The organism is Lysobacter yananisis (assembly GCF_031199375.1).
Taxonomy (GTDB): domain Bacteria; phylum Pseudomonadota; class Gammaproteobacteria; order Xanthomonadales; family Xanthomonadaceae; genus Lysobacter; species Lysobacter yananisis.
Window position 1 is genome coordinate 671,747 of record NZ_CP133568.1, and the last position, 17,847, is coordinate 689,593.

Here is a 17,847-nt window from a genome sequence, read left to right on the forward strand (position 1 = left end):
CGATGAAGAAACCCGGCAGCGCGAGCTGTCGGGTTTTTTCGTTTGCACGGTGCGCAGGCCCCGGCCGGAGGATCGGAAGCGCCCGGTAGGGGCGGCGCCAGCCGCGACTGCGGCAACGCGACTGCGGCGGTATCTGCGACGCGAGCGGAAACTCCGCGGTCGCGGCTTGCGCCGCTCCTACAGGAGGAGTTCGGGATTCAGAAGACCGGGCGCAATGCACCGGCCAGGGTCGCCGGGGCGGGCTGCGCCGCATGCGGCAGCCGGCCCCAGCACGGCGCCGGCAGGCGCCGGCGCAGGATCTCGAAGTTCTCGTCGGCGCGCGCCATGTGCGGGTCGATGCCATTGGCGATCCAACCGATCAGCTCGGCTCCGTCGGCCTGGATCGCGCGCGCGCTCAGCCGGGCGTGGTTGATCGCGCCCAGGCGCAGGCCGACCACCAGCACCACCGGCAGTTTCAGCGCGCGCACCAGGTCGATCTGGTCGAGCTGAGCGCTGACCGGCGCGGCCCAGCCGCCGACGCCCTCGACCACCACGGTGTCGGCCTGGGCGGCCAGCCGCGCGTGCGCGGCCAGGATCGGACCCAGCGCGATCTCGACGCCGGCTTCGGCCGCGGCGATCTCCGGCGCCAGCGGCTGCGGCAGGGCGTACGGGTTGACGTCTTCGTAGCGCGGCCGCGGATCGCTGGCGGCCTGCAGCAGCAACGCGTCCTCGTTGCGCCAGCCGTCCGGGCCGGGCTCGCAGCCGCTGGCGACCGGCTTCATGCCGACCGCGCGCGCGCCGCCGGCGCGCAGGGCGTGCAACAGGGCGGCGCTGGCGACCGACTTGCCGATGCCGGTATCGGTGCCGGTGACGAACAGGCCGGGGAGCCGGCGGGCAGAAGTCATGCGGGAGTCTCGCGGCTGGGGCCGCCCGGCGCGCGGACGGGACCGCGCGGCCGACGGCGCGCTTGTCGGAAGGGGCGGCGGCGCCTGTGACTGATCTCGCGCTTTCCCGGCGCCGCCCGGTGGGCATGGTAGTCGCAGCGGACGCCGCTGTTACACTCCGAAGATGTTTACTGCCTCCACACTTTCGGGCCAAAAGTCCGAGCAATACGCCCAATTGGTCGACCAGGCCCGCGCCCTGCTCGACGGCGAGCGCGACCGCATCGCCAACGCCGCCAATCTGTCGGCGCTGGTCAACCAGGCCCTGCCGCAGCTCAATTGGGTCGGTTTCTATTTCTTCGACGGCACCGAACTGGTGGTCGGCCCGTTCCAAGGGCTGCCGGCCTGCGTGCGCATTCCGCTCGACAAGGGCGTGTGCGGCGCAGCCGCCACCCGCCGCCAGACCCAGCGCGTGGCCGACGTGCACGCGTTCCCCGGCCACATCGCCTGCGACGCGGCCTCGCGCTCGGAAGTGGTGGTGCCGCTGACCCGCGGCGCCGAACTGATCGGCGTGTTCGACCTGGACAGCCCGATCCCGGACCGCTTCGACGCCGACGATCAGGCCGGCCTGGAAGCCTTGGCCCAGGTGTATGTGGAGTCGCTGGCATGAGCGGAACCAAGATGCGCAACATCGGCCCCAAGAGCGCGGCCTGGCTGCGCCAGGTGGGGCTGCGCACGCACGAGGACGTCGCCGCGATCGGCACGGTCGAGGCGTTCATGCGGGTCAAGCGCGCCGGCTTCAAGCCGACCTTGAACCTGCTCTACGCGATCGAAGGCGCGCTGCTGGACTGCCATTGGCAGGAGATTCCCGACGAGCGCCGCCAGGAGCTGATCCTGGCCGCCGAGGCGGCCACCGCGCTGCTGCCGGCGCCGCGCAACAAGCCGGCCGCCGCGCCGGTGCGCACGACGGTGCATAACGAAGATCGCCATGAGGACGGCGGCTTCGGCGGCTTCGGCGGCTTCGGCGCGGGCCGCGAGGAAGGCGGCCACGGCGGGGATGGCGATGGCGCCGGCGACGAACGCGCCGGCGACGAGCGCGACGACGACGGCGCGGCCGGCGACAACGGTCGCGACGAGGGCGGCCGGCACGACTGAGCCGGTGCCGCACGGCTGCGCCCGCGTCCTGCAGGAGCGGCGCAAGCCGCGACCGCGGCAACCCAGCCACGTCGAAAGCAGTAACGCGAGCGATCGCCGCGCGGTCGCACCTCGCGCCGCTCCTGCAGCGGCCTAGGGCGGCTCCGACCGGTCAGGCAGGCGGCGCCGGGTTCGCGTACACTGCGCCCCGCTTCGAGGTGACCCCGCGGCCAGGCCGCCGGGTTGAAACGGGAAGCCGGTGACGCCCGGCGGCGCGGATCTGCGATCCGGCCGCGGCCAGTCCGGCACTGCCCCCGCAACGGTAAGCGCGTCGACAGCGCGGCAACCGCCACTGTGCCACCGGCCTCGCGCCACCGGCATGGGAAGGCGCCGCGCCGGAACCGGTCCGCCGGTTCGGCCCGCAAGTCCGGAGACCGGCCCCGAAGCCCCCACAGGTTGCGATGCGGAGGGCATCGCGGCGGTCGCCGCGCCTTCGCGCCGGCTCGCCTGCGTTCGCCCTCCCCCGCCGCCGCCCTTCGCCGTTCGTCGTGCGCGCAGGATCGCGCGCGCAGGAGTGCTTCAATGCGTCGTTACCAGTTGCTGTCCCTCGCCATCGCCGGCGCCCTCGCGCTGCCGGCGGCCGCCGTCGCCGCGCCCGCCGGTGCGCCCACCGACCTGGATCAGGTCGTGGTCACCGCCAACCGCACCGCGGTCAGCGTCAACGACCTGCTGACCCCGGTCGACGTGCTCGACCGCGCCGACATCGAGCGCAGCCAGGCGCGCGACCTCAACGACCTGCTGCGCGGCCGCGCCGGCATCACCATCGCCAACCAGGGCGGCGCCGGCAAGCTGACCACGCTGTTCCTGCGCGGCAGCGAATCCGACCACGTGCTGGTGCTGGTCGACGGCCTCCGCATCGGTTCGCCGACCTCGGGCCTGGCCTCGCTGCAGGACCTGCCGCTGGAGTTGATCGACCGGATCGAGATCGTGCGCGGCCCGCGTTCGAGCCTGTACGGCGCCGACGCCATCGGCGGCGTGATCCAGGTGTTCACCCGCCGCGAGCGCCAGGGCTTCGCCCCGCGCGTGCACGCCGGCGGCGGCAGCAACGGCACGGTCGAGTTCGGCACCGGCTTCGGCGGCCGCGGCGGCCGCGGCTGGTTCGGCGCCGATTACAGCTTCCGCAAGACCCAGGGCATCAACGCCTGCCGCGGCGCCGGCTTCCCGGTGTTCGCCGGCTGCTTCACCGACGAGCCCGACCGCGACGGCTACGAGAGCCACGCGCTGTCGCTGCGCGGCGGCGTCGAGATCAACGAGCAGTGGAGCGTGGAAGGCCAGGCGCTGCGCGCCGAAGGGCAGAACGATTACGACGGCAGCTTCGTCAACTATTCCGAGACCGTGCAGCAGGTGATCGGCGGCAAGATCGACTGGCGGCCGAGCGAGCGCGTGCACGTGCAGCTGACCGGCGGGCGCAATGTCGACAGCTCCGACAACTTCCTCGGCGCGGTGCCGATGGGGTACTTCAGCACCAACCGCGACAGCGCGACCTTGCAGGCAGATTTCAACCTCTTCGACGGCCACGTGCTGAGCGCGGGCTTCGATTGGCTGCGCGACGAAGTGCGCAGCGACACCACCTACGACGAGCGTTCGCGCGACAACAAGGCCGGTTTCGTCCAGTACCAGGGCCGCTTCGGCAACCAGTCGTTCGAAGCCAGCGTGCGCCGCGACGACAACGAGCAGTTCGGCGGCCACACCACCGGCGGCGCCGCGTGGGGCCTGAACTTCGCCGACCACTGGCGCGTCACCGTCGGCTACGGCACCGCGTTCAAGGCGCCGACCTTCAACGAGCTGTACTACCCGTTCTTCGGCAACCACAACCTCAAGCCGGAAGAGTCCAAGACCTGGGAACTGGGCCTGGCCTACCGCGGCGAGAACTTCAACGCGCGCATCGACGGTTTCGACACCCGCGTGGACGAGCTGATCACCTTCGACTCGGCGATCAACCTGCCCAACAACATCGAACGCGCGCGCATGCGCGGCGCCGAGATCGGCATCGACACCACCTTCGCCGAGTGGACGCTGGCGGCGAGCGCGAGCTGGCTCGACACCGAGAACCGGGTCGGCTTCTACCGCGGCAACGACCTGCCGCGCCGCGCCAAGCACAGCGCGCGCATCGACCTGGACCGCGCCTTCGGCAAGTTCCGCGTCGGCGCCACCGCGGTGGGTTACGGCTCGCGCTACGACGACGTCGCCAACAGCAACCGCCTCGGCGGCTACGGCACGTTCGACCTGCGCGCGGAGTACGCGTTCACCGATGCGCTGAGCCTGCAGGCGCGGGTGGCCAATGTGTTCGACCGCGAGTACGAGACCGTGTCGTACTACAACCAGCCGGGCCGCGAGTGGTTCGTGACCCTGCGTTACGCGCCCAAGCCCTGATCGCGGGGCGTGGCCGGGGCCGGTTCGGCCTTGAGCGATGAGAACGGAGCCCGGCTTAGGCCGGGCTTCTTTTTTGCCGATGCGATGGGCGGCGCGGTTTCGCGCCTGCGGGAGCGGTGTGTGGCGCCGGGTCGGGCGCGGCCGCGATGGACGGTTCGTTGTAATCGATGTGGCGCGGTCGCGGCTTGCGCCGCTCCTACAGGGGGCCTTCGACGCCACGGCGCAAGCGACTCTGTAGGAGCGGCGCAAGCCGCGACCGCGGGGCTGCCGGTCGCTGCGAACTCGACCCAAGCGAAAAGCGCGGGCGAGGTTCAGGCCATCGCCGTGATCTGCTCGTCCAGCTCGGCCTGCAGATCGCGATGGCGCATCGCGCCGCTGCGTCGCGCCCACGCGCGCAGCCGCGCCAGTTCGGGCGAACGCCACGCCGCCATGCCGTAGGGGCTGCCGCAAACCGCGTGGTCGGGGCGCTCGCTGCGCGCCGATGCGTCGCGCCCCCATGCGGTCGCCGCGGCGAGACGATGCAGTTCGTCCGCCGTGGGCGCGCCGCATTCGGCGGCGTGCTCCAGCGCGAGGACGAATTCGGCCGGGTCGGGATAGAACGGCGACAGGCTGGCCGCGCGCAGTTCGTCGTCGCCGGCCCAGCGCAGCGCGGCGGCGAGCATGTCGGCGGCCTCGCGCACGCCGGGCAGGTGGGCGAGCCGCAAGTGCGCGAACAAGGCCAGCACGTTGGCGGTCGCGGTGCAGTCGACGAGATCGCGGCGGATGCCGTCGCGGCTCCAGGTCGCGAACACGCCGATGCGCAGCCACGGCGGGCGCAGCAGCGGCAACTGGGCGATGCGGCGGCGGGCGATCGCCAAGCAGGCGGTGCGGTGCGCGTCGGCATGGCTTATCCGGCCCGCGCGCAGCAGTTCCAGCAGCATGATCGCGGTGTCGTCGGCATCGTCGGGCAGGCGTGGCGCCCAATCGGGATGCGCGCGTTCGGGCCAGAAACGGAAACCGCCGCGCGCGGAACGGCACTGTTGCAGCGCGTCGAGCATCGCCGCCGGCACCGGCAGGCGGGCGCGGCGCAGCGCGCGCACGCCCAGCGCGGTGACGAAGCCGTTGCGGTCGCGCAGGCGCTGACCGTCCAGGACCACGTCGCTGGCGATGAAGTAAGGCCGCCTTTCGGCCGCGGCGACGCGCGCGGGCGCGATCCGCGGCGGGCACACCGGCGCGGCGGCGCTCATGTCGGCCGCACGCCGCATTGCACCCAGGCGTTGCCGGCGATGTCGGCGCCGACGCCGATCATGCCGTGGCGCCAGCGGCCGTCGGCCGGGCCGGCGGCGAGCGCGGCGTAGACCTGCGCCGACGCGCCCTCGCCCTGCGCGCGCAGGCACGCTTCGACCTGGGCGTCGTCGCGGAAGATCGCCTTGGCGAAGGTGAACCAGGTCAGCGCGCGCACCTCGCCCTGCGCCGACAACGCCAGGCTGATGCCCGACGGGCGCGGCAGATCGTCGGCCGGCAGCACGCGCTGCAAGCGCTGCAGCAGCGCCGCCTCGTCGCCGAGCGCGACGCGGGCCAGCGCGCGCAGCGCGGCCAGGTCGAGCTCGTCGGCGCGCGCATAGCATTCGACGCTGCCGTCGGGATTGATCCCGCACATGCGCCAGAACAACAAGGCCGAATCGAACAACCGATGACGGCCGCGCCACGGCGGCGGCAGCCGGCCTTCGGGCAGGTCGGCGTAGAGCTTGGCGGCGAAATCCTCGCCGTGCCGCGCCGAGGCCCAGGCGCCGAACTTCAGCCGCGCGCCGCGTTGGTGATCGAACCATGGCCGCAGGTCGCCGCCCCAATCCAGCGCCTGCGCGGCGCGTTGCAAGCGGGTCGCGTCGTCGGCCTCGGGCTCGGCGACCTCGGCGGTCCAGCGCACCGCCGCTTCGCGCGAGGTCCAGGCGAATTCCACCGGCAGGCCGGTGTTGGTCAGCGAGCTGAAGTTCCACGCCACCTCGGGCCAGCGCGAGGTCGCCAGCGGCGCCAGCGTGCGCGCCAGCCGCGCCTGCGCCGCGTCGGCCTGGAGCGGCAACACCGCGCGCAACCGTTGCAGCGTCGCCATCACCGGCGCGGCCAATGGGCCGTCGCCGGCGGACCGCGGCATCGCTTCGCTCACGCTCGCTCTCCCTGTCGTGAAGCCGTCCCTGGCATTGCCTGCGTCCATGCGCTCCTCCCCTTATTGCACCGCGACCAGCTCTTCGCTGTCCTCGACCCAGGCGCGCTGGTCGAACTGTCCCTGCATGCCGACGAAGGTGAAGCGCCGGCGGTATTTGCGCTTGTCCTTGTTGTTCAACGCAATGCGCAGCTTGATCGGGTCGGCCTGCGAACTGGCCATTTCGATGCGCTCGCTGCGCTTGTACGCGCCGTCCTCGTACTTCACGTCGATGTAGACGCGCTTGACCATGGTCGGGTCGAACACCGGGATGAACTCCAGCTGCAGCGCGTCCTCGAAGCTGTCGTGGACCAGCAGCTCGGGCACGTCGACCTCGACCGCCGGGGTGGCCGGATCGGGCTGCGAGACGCCCTTGCGCCGCTGCACGATCTGGTACGTCACGCCGCGATTCGCCGGAGCCGGTTTGGCCCCGCGCAGGCGCCAGGTCTTGGGGCCGGAGTTGGCGGTCAGGGTCAGCGTCGTCTTCGGCTCGGGCGAGGCGTAGCCGCGCGCCTGCAGCTTGACGTCGATGGCCTCGACCACGTCCCAGTCGACATCGCCGGCGGTCGCGGTGATCTGGCGGAACTCGACGTGTTCGTACGGATTGACGAACAGCGTGCGGTCCTCGGTGCGCTCGGCCGGCACGGTGTAGGAGGTGCGGTCGGCGGCCCAGTCGGACTGCGGATCGAAGTGGTACTGGTACGAGGCTTCGTAGCCGATGTCGCGGGTCTGGTTCATGAACACTTCGAAACGCTTGGCCGCGCTGTCGCCGGGGCCGAACACGAAGTCGGCGTGCTTGTGGTCGCGCGGCTTGCTCTTGTCGCCGTAGTCCAGCGCCAGCTGCACCGACTTGAGATCGATCGGCTCGAACGCGATCGGCAGGCTGGCCTCGACCGCGAACTGGCGGAAGAACGGATCGTCGAGATCGATTTCCTTGAAGTATTTGGACTTGTCGCGCAGGTCGCCGAGCATCAGCCCGAAGAAGCCCTGCGGCGCGTAGGTGCGGCGCACCGCCTCGGCGCGGTTGTAGCGCAGGGTCAGCTTCTTGCGCTCTTCCTGGTGCACGAACTTGAGCTTGAGCGAAAGGCTGACCGCGGTCGGCGGCGTCGGCACGGTTGGCGTCGGGTTGGGATTTGGGTTGGGATTTGGGTTGGGATTTGGGTTGGGATTTGGGTTGGGATTTGGATTGGGATTTGGATTGGGGTTTGGATTCGGGTTGGGATTGGGGTTTGGATTCGGATTGGGGTTCGGATTCGGATTGGGGTTCGGATTCGGATTGGGGTTCGGCGGCGTCACCGACGCAGGCCGGCGCAGGCGCCCGTGCCAGCGGTTCGGCGTGGTGCCGGCGGCGCGGCCGGTGACGTGGACGACGCGGTTGTCCGGATCGCCGCCCATCGGCGAGTGCGAGCCGGGTCGCGCGGCGGGCACCACATCGCCGTTGGCGGCCTGGGTGGTCACCGTGATCGGCACGCCGGCGCGCTTGGCCACCGCCAATGCGACATCGAGCCGGCGCTGCGACAGCCGCCGGTTGTACTGCTCGCGCTGGCTTTCGCTGGCGCCGCTGACGTGTTCGTGGCTGGCGTAGGCCTGGAAGTTGAGGTTGCGCGGCGTCGGCAGATTGCGGATCCACGCCATCAGCCGGTCGGCGCCGCGTTCGCTGCCGCTCCAGTCGCCGTCGCCTTCGATGCGCAGCGTGCCGGAGGCATCGCGATAGCGCGGGTCGGTGGTGGTGTTGTCCACGTAGGCGCGGAACTGCGGCGACGGCGGATTGGTCTTCCAGCCCGATTCGGCGGGTTTGTCGAAATCGAAGAACAGGCCGAAGGTCTGCTCGCGCGTGCTCGCCGGCCATTCGACGTCGATGCGCTTGGCCGAGTCCGGGTTGACGGTGATGCTGACGCGGCCCTGCGCGTCGGCGGCGACGACTTGGTCGTCGACCTTCACCACCGCGCCGGCGCCGGTCACGGTGATCGTCTCGGCCAGGCCGCTGGCGGCCGGCGTGTGGGTCACGCCCAAGCCCGCGGGCAAGGGCGAAGGCTCGGTCGAATCGACCGTGAGCGCGGCCGGCTGGATCTGCGGCGCCGGCGGCGTGGTGCCGCCGGTGCCGCCCGTGCTTCCCGTGCTTCCCGTGCCGCCGCTGGTCGCGCCGGTAGAGCCGCCCGCGCTGACGCCGCCGCCACTGCGCGTGCCACCGCTCGCGCCCGACGTGCCGCCGGCGAAACCTCCGCCGCTGCTGCCACCCGAGCTGCCGCCGCTCGAGCCGCCGCTGCTGCCGCCCGAACCGCCGCCGCTCGATCCGCCGCTGCTGCCGCCCGAACTGCCGCCGCTCGAGCCGCCGCTGCTACCGCCCGAACTGCCGCCGCTCGAACCACCGCTGCTGCCGCCCGAACTACCTCCGCTGGAACCACCACTGCTGCCGCCCGAACTGCCGCCGCTCGATCCACCGCTGCTGCCGCCCGAATTGCCGCCGCTCGAACCACCGTTGCTGCCGCCCGAACTGCCGCCGCTCGATCCGCCGCTGCCGCCGGTGCCGCCGCCCTGCCCGCCACCGGTGCCGCCGCTCTGGCCGCCGCCCGCGTTGGCCGCGTCGGTCGCCAGCTTGCCCGGCACCAGGGTCGGCTCGAACCATTTGCTCAGCAGGTCGTTCTTGAAGAAATCCAGCGCCCACTTCTCCTGGTCGCGCTTGTCTTCGGCATCGGTGAAGGCCTCGACCTGGATGTCGATGACGCCGTTCTGCACCAACGATTCGAAGGCCGCGTCGATGCCGGCCTTGAACCAGGCGTACTGCCCTTCCAGGCTGGCGCTGAAGTGGTTGTAGATGCGCTCGAAGTCGGCGGTGATGGTGACCCGCAGCGCCGGGCGCATGGCCAGGTACTTGAAGTCGTAGACCACGCCGATCGGGGTCATGCCGTCGCTGAGCGCCTGCTCCAGGATCGTCGCGCCCTCGGCCGACAGGCTCAGGCTGAAGGCGGCGCGGTTGGCCGCGTCCATCGACGGCACGGTCGCGCCGAGGATGTGCTCGACCGCGTTGAACGTGCCCGGCGCCGCCGGCTGCGCGGACGTGCCGCCGCCGCCCTGCACGTTGAGGGCGATGCACTGCACCGTGCCCTCTTCGAACGTCGCGCAGGTCAGCCGCACCGGCGGCACCGCGCCGGGCTCTGCGTTGAGCCGGCCGACGATCTTCGATTCCATCGACGAGGGCAGCTGCAAGGTGGTGACGAAGGTGACGAAGCCGCCGCCCTTGTCCGCGGCCGAGGCGTCGGCGACGCGGTACTTGAGGAAGTTGAACTCCTTGCGCCCGTCGGCCTGGCGCTTGGCCAGGTCGACCGGACCCGGCAAGTACCAGAACTGGCTCTTGTCGGCGTGGTCGCGGAAGACGGTGATGCCGTCGATGGTGATGGGTTTTTCCAGGCTGAGCATGACGAACTCCGTGGGCTCTGCGGTGGCGCGCGGGGCGCGGCCGTTCCTTGTTCTTGCGGTGGCGGGGCGCGCGCTCCCAAGCGCTCGTCGTTCACGCGAACGCGGGCTCCGCTTCGCTTCGGCGGAGCCGAGCATCCAGGGCTTCGCCGATGCATGGCGCTGAAGTCCCTGGATCCCCGCGTTCGCGGGGATGACGTACGTGCGAGGGGCGCGGCGTCCGCCGGCCGTTGCGTTGCGTTGGACGCGTCCCGGTCAGGGCATCTTCAACACCAGGTCGGTGGTCTCCGCCGCCGCCCAGTTGACGTTCTTGTTGGTGCCGTTCTCGAGCAGGTAGCTGGCCTTGTACTCGTAGCGCATGCGCGCCGCGTCGAGGTAGTCGTACTCGAACTCGCCGCTGGCCTTCGCGTCGGCGAATTCGAAGTCCTCGGCGAACGACAACCCGCCGGTGAAGTCCTCGAAACGCAGCGACACCTTGACCTTGCGCATCTTGCGCTTGGCGAAATCCGCGGGCGGCTTGACCGTGACGATGCGCCGGCCCTTCATGCCCGACTTGAGCATGACCCGGTTGCCGTTGGTGACCGACTCGGGGATCTCCTCGATGTCGCGGCCGTCCTTGTAGAGGATGCTGACGCTGTAGAACACGCCCTTGATCTCGGGATTGCGCAGGTCCACCGCGAACGTCTGCGAGGCCGAGCCTTCCTGGAACGACATCTGCATGTCCTCCTGGATGTTGTTGGCCTTGTCCGCGTAGCGCAGGTCGACGAACACTTCCTGCACCTCGTTCCAGTTGAAGTTCGGCACCACCTGCACGACGCGCCGGGTCGGGAACGGGTTGCGCACCGTCACCTGCGGCTCGTCCAGCGGCGCCCAGTCGCGCACGCTGTCGCCGCCGCTGAGGCCGTGATGGACGATGCGCACCTCGTAGGCGGTCTTGGCCGGGTCGAGCATGAACATCTTCCAGCTACCCGACGGCGCATCCTTGGTCAGCCGCACCAGATCGTTCTGGTTGATCTTGTTGGCCGGGTCGCGATAGCGCAGGAACACGTCGACCGAGCTGTAGCGGTCCCACGGGAAGTTCTCGGCCAGCACCGGCACGGTGTTGATCGCGTACAGGTCGCGCGGGATGATCTCGACGTTCTCCACGTCGAAGGTCTGCGGCTTGGACTTGAGCTTGGTCGGCCGCTCGGCCGCGTCCACGCCCTTGAAGCTGACCTCGTACTCGACCTGCACGTCGCGCTTCATCTGGCCCTTGTCGAGCTGGCTCAGCCACTCGAAGCTGGCCTCGCCCTGGTTCGCCCCGAGCAGCGCGTTCTGCGCCTTGTCGCCGTAGCGCACCCGCACGTTGACGCTGCCGATGTCGTCGGCGGCCAGGTCCGCGCGCGAGATCACCTTGACCCGGCGCTTCTTGAAGAAATCGTTGTCCAGGCTGATCTGCTTGACCAGCCGGTCGCGCGGCACGTTGCCTTCGCGGATGGTCTTGAACAGCGCCGCCAGGTGCCCTTGCGGATAGATCGAGCGCTTGATCGCCACGCGCTCGGAGAAATTGACGTTGAGCTTCTTCTTGTCGACGCGCTTGTAGTCCATGCGCTTGTAGCTGAAGCTCGGCAACAGCGCGCCGATCGGCCCGCCGGCGGCGCGCGCCGACGACTCGGCCGCGAACTTGCCGATCGCGTCCAGGCCGCGCTCGAAGTCGTTCTTCTTCTCCGGCGACCACGGCGGCAGGCTCGGCTGGAAGAACGCGTCGGTGACCATGTTGCGCACCTGCGCCAGGGCGGCGTCGCGACGGTCGATGATGCCCTTGGTGTCCTCGCCCTCGGCGACGAAGGTGTCGGACTCCAGCACGATCGCGCGGGTCTCCACCAGCTCGTCCACGGCCTTTCCGATCTCGGTGCTGAAGAAGATGTTGCCGCCGGAGAAGCTCTCGTCCATGTGCTTCTGCACCCGGTCCCAGTCGATCGACAGGCGGATGTTGTAGGCCGGGCGCAGGCCGAGGAAGTCCAGCGAATAGATCACCGCCACCGGCAGGATCTCGCCTTCCAGGCACTGTTCCATCACGGTGTAGCCGTCCTGGTCCAGGCGCACCGAGAACGCGGCCTGGTTGGCTCCGTACAGCGCCGGCTTGGCGTTGTGGTCGATCTTCAGCACGAACTGCGGCCCGCCGCCGGGCGTGGCCGCGGTATCGCCGCTGGCCTTGCCGAGCATCATCAGCTTGACCCCGCCGTCTTCCAGCGGCACCGGCGCGATGCGCGGCTTGTTGCGCAGGTTTTCGGCGTTGGCGATCTCGCGCGCGAGGTCGTCGATCTGCTTCTGGCTGGCGCCGAGGTTGCAGTCGAAGTTGAGGAAACCGCCGGTGCCGGCGTCGCCGCGGAAGCCGATCAGCAGGAACTGCGGCACGTCCATGCCGAGCGCGTTGTCGCGCACGGTGGTCAGGTGCGGGTTGAGCGGCATGTAGTACCACTGCTCGGGATCGGCGTGGTCGGGGAAGACCGAGATGCCGTTGATCTCGCGGCTGCGGCTGTCGAGGAGAAGCATGATCGGACTCCTTCCGAATCAGGCGTGGTGCGATGAAGGGGGCTGGCGCGCGGCGGCCCCAGCCGCCGCGCGCGCGCGGTGCCCGACTCAGGCGGCGGGCAGTTCCAGGAACAAGGTCATGTCGTCCTTGACCTCCGGACCGACCACCTTGCGGCTGCCGTCGGTCAGGAAGTAGGTCACGGTGGCCTTGTAGTCCGGCGCCTCGCCGTCGGTCAGCGGCAGCTTCCAGCTCTTCTCCTCGTCGCCGGGCTTGAAGCGCAGGTCGATGCGCTTGGTGCCGTGCGCCAGCGAGACGCTGACCAGCTTGAGCTCGTCCCAATTGAGCAGGTCCGGCACCACCGACACTTCGAGCTGGTCGAGCTTCTTGCCGACCAGGATGGTCGAGCGCGCGGCCACCTTCTCGCCTTCTTCCTTGCTGGTGCCGTCGGCGAACAGCGTGGTCACCGAGTACTTGACCTCGCCCAGGGTCTCGTCCACCACCGGGAAGGTCCAGTCGAAGGAGGTCATCTCGCTCGACAGGGTGACGATGGTCTTCTGGTTGTACTTGTTGGCCGCGTCGGTGTAGCTGGCGTCGACGGTGATCGAGGCGATCTCCTCGCTCAGGTTGCCGGCGGCGCGGAAGCTCACGGTCTTGGTCGAGGAGAACGGATCGTCGACGAACAGTTCCTTGGCCTGCTGCTTGTCGGTCTTCCTGATCTGGCGGCCGTCGGCGAGGGTGTACAGGAATTCCAGGTCGATGTCTTCGGTGCGCGGCTTGCCGATGATCTTGCGCAGCTGGAAGGTCGGCGTGTCCTTGGTCATGTTGAACTTGGCTTCGACCGGCTGCTTGCCGTGCTTGTAGCGCACCGTCACCTGGGTGCGCGGCACCTGGGCGAAGTCGAGGTCGCCCGGGCCGATGTCCAGCGCCAGCACGCCGAGATCGTCGACGTTGATGGTCAGGTTGGTGTCGTCGGTCTTGATCTCCTCCGACACCTGCTTGAACGTCGCGCCCTTGTAGTTCACCGTCACCTGGTAGGTGAAGTCGCGCTTGCCCTCGTGGACGAAGGCCTCGAACTTGGCGACGTCGTCGGGCTTGGTGAACACGAACTCCTGGACCTTCTTGTTCGGCCCGTACGGATAGCGGATCTTGACCTCGACGCTGTGGATCGGCAGGTTGGCGAAGTCGGCGTTGACCCGCATCACCACCTGCACGGTCTTGAGGAACTCGTCCAGGTTGATCTTGGAGTAGTAGTCCTCCCACTTCAGCGGCTTCTTCTTGTCGTCCATCAACGAGGTGATGGTCGGCAGCATGCCCTGCGGGTTGCGGTTGACGATGACCGCCTTGGCCTCGCTCCACTCCACCCGCACGTTGGCGATCTGCGACTTGTTGACGGTGCGGCGGATGTCCTCGATGTCCTGGCCTTCGCGCAGCTCCTTCGTGTTGGGATCGACTTCGGCGATCTCCTTGAGCATGTTGCGCTGGACCGCGGCCTCGAGCTGCTTGTTGATGATCGCGCGGATGTCGGACTCGAGCTTGGCGTTGTCCTCGGCGCTGAGGTTGGGCGCCTGGACGAAGTCGAAGTGGGTCTTGGTGACGTCGTTCTTGTAGCGGCTGGAGTTGACGACTTCGGTGTAGCTGTCCTCGCTCCAGAAGTTGTCCTCGGTGTTGATGTCCTGGAAGAAGCTGTAGAACTCCGAGGCGTTCCAGGTGCCCCAGGCCTTCATCTCCGGCAGGCGCATGTAGCAGTTCATCTTGTAGACCACCTGCACCGCCGAGGCCGAGCCGGTGCTCAGGGTCTCCTTGAAGATCGCCGTGCCCAGCTCGGACAGCTCGACCATGAACGAGGCGATGTTCTTGCCGTAGATCGAGGGCTTGCCGGCGCCGCGGATCTTCTCCACCAGCGCGCCGCCCTCGGTCAGCAGCAGTTCGACGGTGCCGTCTGTCCACAGCACCGGCGCGATCGCGACCTTGGGCACGGTCTTGCCCTTGTACTTCTCGGCCAGCTTCTTCTGCAGGTCGTCGGCGATCTTCTTCTGCACGTCCGCCGGCACCGACAGCTCGGTGTCGAAGGCGATGAAGCCGCCGAACTTCTTGCCGCCGTCCTCGCGGATCTGCCCGTACTCGACGAAGCGCATGGCCAGGCCGCCGCTGGCCATCTTCGCGAAGGTCGGCGCGTTGGGCATGATGTAGTAGGTGAAATCGTTGGCGTCGTCGCCGTACACCACGTGGTCGAAGAGGGTGTCGACCTTGTCGATCTTAAGCATGGACTTGCTCCTTATCCGTGTCCTGAAAAACGCGTTGTCCTGGGACGTCCCGGGCGGTCCCGGAGACGGTTCGTTGCCGGGCGCGTTGCAGGCGCGCCGTATTCCTTCGCCCGCCCGCCGCGCGGCGGGCTGCGAGTGCGATTCGTCGCCGGACTCGTTGCCGGCTCGAATCATCCAACGCCGATCACAGTTCGCTCCGGACACAGAAAAACACGCGATTTGCAGGTGTTTTTCTTCGCCTTCGCGGACGCGAAACCGCCTGTCGGCGCGCGCCCGACAGGCGCGCACGCGAATCCGGTACGAGCGCTACCGTCGCGGACCGGAGCAGGCCGGCGCCGCGCGCGGATGTCGTTCGCCTGTGTCGCGGCCCATGCCGCCGGCGCACGTTCGCGCCGTTGGGACCGGGCCGCGGCTGCGTCGGCGCTCGCTCAGCCGATCCGCAGTCGCGTCCCGCTCCAATCGCCTCGTCCGCCGCGCCGCGCGGCGGATCGTTTCACTGCTTCGGCAGCCCCCAATCCACGGCGTCGGCCGAATACGATCGCTCGCGCGGTTCGCCGCGGCCGCTGTCGGCCTCGATCCGCTCGCTGTAGTCGATGCGTGCGCTCACGCCCGCCTCGCCTTGCGCATCGCGCACGGACACGTCCACCGCCAGCGACTCTTCGCTGCGCGCATCGCTGCTGCGGCGCGGCTCGAACCCGTCGCGCACCTCGTAGCGCAACTGCAGCCAGCCGCGCTCGCCGCCGAGCGCCTTGCGCACCTTGTCCGCGCGCTCGGCGTCGAGCATCACGTTGAACGCCGCGTGGTAAGGCGGCACGCCCGAGGACTGGGCCTTGGCCAGTTCCTCGAAGCCGCCGGTGCCGTCGCCGAGCAACAGCCGCACCGTGCCGACCTCGACCGGCGCCGGCGCCAGTCCCAGCTGCGCCGCCGGCACCTGCGCGCGCGCGGCCAGTTCGGCGCGCACTGCATCCAGGGTCGCGGCCGGCACGCCCCAGCTGGCGGTCAAGGCCAGCATCGTGATCGCGCCCGCGCCGACCAGGGTGAACTGGGCGCGGCCGTCGGGACCGCGCGCCAGCCCCGGCGCGCGCGCGCGGTAGCGCCAGCCGCCGTCGGCGTCCTGCGCGACCAGCACGCCCTGCACTTCTTCGTATCCGCCGGCCAGATCGCCGGCATCCGCTGCTTCCTTGTCCGCGTTCATTCGATCCTTCCCTTCCTGGAGATGCGTGGATTCAGCCGGTGGTCGCCGCCGGCGCGGCCTCGCTGCTGCGCAGCCGCAGCGGCGCGTCGGGCTGCAGCACCGGCGACCACGGCGCCTGCGCGTTCCAGCGCCAGCGATAGCCGCCGCGGAACGGCGACAGCGCCAGCCAGCCCCAATCCTGCCGCGGCCGCGCGCGGGTGAAGCTCAGGCGCTTGCGCCGCAGCGGATCGTCGATGCCGTCTTCCGGCGCGATCTCGATCGCGCACTGGCGCGCGTCGTCGTCGAACTCGCACTGCAGCGCCAACTCGCGCGAGCCGCTGCCGTCGAAGCTGAAAGCGTCTAGGCGCAAGCCGTCGGCCGGCTGCGGCGGCATCGGCCGCTGCGCGCCGCCGTCGCGGGCGCGTGCCACGGCGCGGATCTGCGCGTCGTCGACGTCGAACGGCACGGCGAAGGTCAGCGCCGGTCGCGCGGCGTCGAGCGGCCCGCGCGCGCTCCACGGCTTGCCCTTGCGGGTGCCGAAGCATTCGACCTCGATGTCGGCCTGTTGCAGGAACGCCGGCTCGGCCTCCACCGGCAGCAGGCGCAGGCCGAAGTCGTCGGGACCGACCAGCAGGTGTTCGCGCTCGCCGCTGCGCAGCGGGCCCTTGAGGGTTTCCGCGCGCCCTTCGCTGAGCACCACCGCGCTGGTCTGCCACTGATACGCCAGCGGCTCGCTCGGCGACAGCCGCAGCTCCAGCGCGACCGGCTTGTCGGACGCCGCCAGCGACGCGCTGGCCTTGAGCGTGGTCATGCGCGCCGGCGGCCGCGCCGGCACTTGGATGTCCACCTGCGAAGTCATCACGCCGATGCGCCGCTCGGGCAGGTTGGCGCGCACGCTGAGGCTGCGCCAGCCGCTGGCCAGGGCGCGCGCATCGAAGCGGCGCACCACCTTGTCGTGCAGTTCGCCGGCCGGCAGCGTGCGCAGCGGGCCGAGCGGATCGGCCTCCAGGATCAGCAGGCGCGGCGCCAGCAACGCGTCGGCGAGGTTCCACTGCACCCGGCCCGGCGCCATCGCCGCCGGGTCGAAGACCAGCCGCACGCCCGGCGCGGCGTCGGCCGGCGAAGGTTTCGGCGCGGCCAGGCGCGCGGCGATGCGATCGAGCACCGCGTCGGCGAGCACGCTCGCGGGAATATCGCCGGAACGTTCGGGCAAGCCGAGTCCGAGCAACTGCGGCGCGTCGGTCAGGCGCTGGCGCAGCAGCGCGGCATCGATCTCGTCGGCGCCGCCGCTCAGGCCGCGCACCGCGGCGAGCAACGCCGCCGGATCGAACGTCAGGTTCAGCGGCACCCGCTCGGCCACGCCGCGCACGCGCAGCCAGGCGCTGGCGCCGACCGCGAGCAAGCCGCGCTGCAGCGCCGCCACGAACAGGTCGGTGGCGGCGCTGTCCAGCCGCACGGCCAGGTTCAACGCGCTGAGGCTGGCCGCGTCCAGCGGCAACAGTTCGTCCAGCGCCGGCGGCAGGTCCAGCGCCTGCACCGCGTTGAGCCGCAGCCAGCCGCCTTCCACCGGCAGCGGCGCCAGCTGCACGCGCTGGCCGAGTTCGAACGCGGCCTGGCGCGCGGCGTCGAGGCCGAAGTCGGCGGCGAACGCCAGCGACAGGATCGAGTAACGCGCCAGCGTGCCGCCGCCCGCTTGATCGGGGCGATTCTGTTGCACGATGTCCAGGCGCAGCGGCGAACCGCCTTCGACGCGGCCGGCCGCGAGCGCCTGCGGCGGCAGCAGGAAACGGCCGGGCTGGTCGTAGGCGGCGTAGGCGATGCGCTGCGCGATCGGCAGCGGCGAGCGCCAGTCGGGGCGGGCGGCGAACGACATG

The 17,847-nt window shown here is 70.1% G+C and carries 11 protein-coding genes and 1 riboswitch; of the genes, 3 read left to right on the forward strand and 8 right to left on the reverse strand.

The annotated features are described in order from the left end of the window. Positions 1 to 197: 197 nt before the first annotated feature. On the reverse strand, positions 198 to 884 hold the full coding sequence (gene bioD / locus RDV84_RS02910; RefSeq protein ID WP_309152384.1) for a dethiobiotin synthase: 687 nt from the start codon (positions 882 to 884) through the stop codon (positions 198 to 200). 163 nt (positions 885 to 1,047) lie between these two features. On the opposite strand from bioD, the gene RDV84_RS02915 reads away from it, so the two are divergent. The 3 genes from RDV84_RS02915 to btuB all read left to right on the forward strand — a co-directional run bounded on the left by RDV84_RS02915 (position 1,048) and on the right by btuB (position 4,427). After that, on the forward strand, positions 1,048 to 1,530 hold the full coding sequence (locus RDV84_RS02915) for a GAF domain-containing protein (RefSeq protein WP_250446412.1): 483 nt from the start codon (positions 1,048 to 1,050) through the stop codon (positions 1,528 to 1,530). After that, complete coding sequence (locus tag RDV84_RS02920) at positions 1,527 to 2,015, forward strand: TfoX/Sxy family protein (RefSeq protein WP_309152385.1); 489 nt, start codon at positions 1,527 to 1,529, stop codon at positions 2,013 to 2,015. The genes RDV84_RS02915 and RDV84_RS02920 overlap by 4 nt, the downstream gene beginning before the upstream one ends. A 191-nt stretch (positions 2,016 to 2,206) precedes the next feature. Further along, positions 2,207 to 2,439: riboswitch (cobalamin riboswitch) on the forward strand. A gap of 137 nt (positions 2,440 to 2,576) precedes the next feature. Next, the gene (btuB, locus tag RDV84_RS02925; RefSeq protein WP_309152386.1) at positions 2,577 to 4,427 is read left to right on the forward strand and encodes a TonB-dependent vitamin B12 receptor; all 1,851 of its coding nucleotides are present in this window, start codon (positions 2,577 to 2,579) and stop codon (positions 4,425 to 4,427) included. A gap of 311 nt (positions 4,428 to 4,738) precedes the next feature. On the opposite strand, the gene RDV84_RS02930 is transcribed toward btuB, so the two are convergent. The 7 genes from RDV84_RS02930 to RDV84_RS02960 all read right to left on the reverse strand — a co-directional run bounded on the left by RDV84_RS02930 (position 4,739) and on the right by RDV84_RS02960 (position 17,846). Beyond that, positions 4,739 to 5,653 carry a hypothetical protein gene (locus tag RDV84_RS02930; RefSeq protein ID WP_309152387.1) on the reverse strand — a complete coding sequence of 305 codons (915 nt, stop codon included), beginning with the start codon at positions 5,651 to 5,653 and terminating at the stop codon, positions 4,739 to 4,741. Continuing rightward, positions 5,650 to 6,570, reverse strand: coding sequence for a hypothetical protein (locus RDV84_RS02935; RefSeq protein ID WP_309152388.1), 921 nt, complete (start codon positions 6,568 to 6,570; stop codon positions 5,650 to 5,652). The genes RDV84_RS02930 and RDV84_RS02935 overlap by 4 nt, the downstream gene beginning before the upstream one ends. A gap of 60 nt (positions 6,571 to 6,630) precedes the next feature. Then, complete coding sequence (locus RDV84_RS02940) at positions 6,631 to 10,023, reverse strand: hypothetical protein (protein WP_309152389.1); 3,393 nt, start codon at positions 10,021 to 10,023, stop codon at positions 6,631 to 6,633. A gap of 252 nt (positions 10,024 to 10,275) precedes the next feature. Continuing rightward, positions 10,276 to 12,555 carry a hypothetical protein gene (locus RDV84_RS02945; protein WP_309152390.1) on the reverse strand — a complete coding sequence of 760 codons (2,280 nt, stop codon included), beginning with the start codon at positions 12,553 to 12,555 and terminating at the stop codon, positions 10,276 to 10,278. A gap of 87 nt (positions 12,556 to 12,642) precedes the next feature. Then, positions 12,643 to 14,799, reverse strand: a complete 2,157-nt coding sequence (locus RDV84_RS02950) for a hypothetical protein (protein WP_250446473.1) — start codon at positions 14,797 to 14,799, stop codon at positions 12,643 to 12,645. Between the two features lie 493 nt (positions 14,800 to 15,292). Next, positions 15,293 to 15,994, reverse strand: a complete 702-nt coding sequence (locus RDV84_RS02955) for a hypothetical protein (protein ID WP_309152391.1) — start codon at positions 15,992 to 15,994, stop codon at positions 15,293 to 15,295. A 31-nt stretch (positions 15,995 to 16,025) separates the two neighbouring features. Beyond that, on the reverse strand, positions 16,026 to 17,846 hold the full coding sequence (locus tag RDV84_RS02960) for a hypothetical protein (RefSeq protein ID WP_309152392.1): 1,821 nt from the start codon (positions 17,844 to 17,846) through the stop codon (positions 16,026 to 16,028). Position 17,847: the final 1 nt, after the last annotated feature.

What these genes read in the sequence shown, in the direction of transcription:
- bioD (WP_309152384.1), bottom strand. Translation starts at nt 884, where the DNA reads ATGACTTCTGCCCGCCGGCTCCCCGGCCTGTTCGTCACCGGCACCGAT.
- RDV84_RS02915 (WP_250446412.1), top strand. Translation starts at nt 1,048, where the DNA reads ATGTTTACTGCCTCCACACTTTCGGGCCAAAAGTCCGAGCAATACGCC.
- RDV84_RS02920 (WP_309152385.1), top strand. Translation starts at nt 1,527, where the DNA reads ATGAGCGGAACCAAGATGCGCAACATCGGCCCCAAGAGCGCGGCCTGG.
- btuB (WP_309152386.1), top strand. Translation starts at nt 2,577, where the DNA reads ATGCGTCGTTACCAGTTGCTGTCCCTCGCCATCGCCGGCGCCCTCGCG.
- RDV84_RS02930 (WP_309152387.1), bottom strand. Translation starts at nt 5,653, where the DNA reads ATGAGCGCCGCCGCGCCGGTGTGCCCGCCGCGGATCGCGCCCGCGCGC.
- RDV84_RS02940 (WP_309152389.1), bottom strand. Translation starts at nt 10,023, where the DNA reads ATGCTCAGCCTGGAAAAACCCATCACCATCGACGGCATCACCGTCTTC.
- RDV84_RS02945 (WP_309152390.1), bottom strand. Translation starts at nt 12,555, where the DNA reads ATGCTTCTCCTCGACAGCCGCAGCCGCGAGATCAACGGCATCTCGGTC.
- RDV84_RS02950 (WP_250446473.1), bottom strand. Translation starts at nt 14,799, where the DNA reads ATGCTTAAGATCGACAAGGTCGACACCCTCTTCGACCACGTGGTGTAC.
- RDV84_RS02955 (WP_309152391.1), bottom strand. Translation starts at nt 15,994, where the DNA reads ATGAACGCGGACAAGGAAGCAGCGGATGCCGGCGATCTGGCCGGCGGA.
- RDV84_RS02960 (WP_309152392.1), bottom strand. Translation starts at nt 17,846, where the DNA reads ATGTCGTTCGCCGCCCGCCCCGACTGGCGCTCGCCGCTGCCGATCGCG.